The organism is Loktanella sp. DJP18 (assembly GCF_049310965.1).
Taxonomy (GTDB): Bacteria; Pseudomonadota; Alphaproteobacteria; order Rhodobacterales; family Rhodobacteraceae; genus Loktanella.
Genome location: NZ_JBMERN010000412.1, coordinates 1 through 537 on the forward strand (window position 1 = coordinate 1; position 537 = coordinate 537).

General features: G+C 64.6%; 1 protein-coding gene. It reads right to left on the minus strand.

Annotated elements, in window-relative coordinates:
- Nucleotides 1-519, minus strand: a 519-nt coding sequence (locus ACOI1H_RS26200; RefSeq protein WP_422441289.1) for a biotin/lipoyl-binding protein, incomplete at its 3' end; no start/stop codon positions are given.
- Nucleotides 520-537 lie beyond the last annotated feature (18 nt).

A 537-nucleotide genomic window follows, 5' to 3' on the forward strand; every position in this document is an offset into this window, starting at 1 on the left:
CAGCTTGCCCTTCAGTTGCACCAGTTCGCGTTCCGCATCTTCGACGCGCGGTGCCTCGACCAGACCCTTTTGAAGCAGTTCGATGACGCGCGCGCGGCTCTTTTCGACCAGGCCAAGCTCGTCGATCAGGGCCGCGCGCTGCGCCTCCTGCGCCACGATCTCGTCGCGGACCTGGTCGATGCCCAGCCGCAACTGCTGGCGCTGGTTCTCTCGGTTGTTCAGGTTGCCGGTGTGCAGCCGCGTTTCGGCCTGGATCAGTTCCTGGTGCGTCTGATCCAGGGACGAGAAGCGGGCGGGGAAGACGATCTCCGTGCCATCGTCCCGATCCGCCAGCAGGCGCGCGCGTCGCGCTTCCGCCTCGTCCAACTGGGCTGTCAGGATCGAAAGTTCGGTGCGCGACTGGGCATCGTCCAGCCTGAACAAGACCTGCCCGACGGCGACGTCGTCACCTTCCCGGACGGCAATTTCTTCAACGATGCCACCGTCGCGGTGCTGCACTTCCTTCAGGTTCTGGTCCACCTTGACCGTCCCCATTGC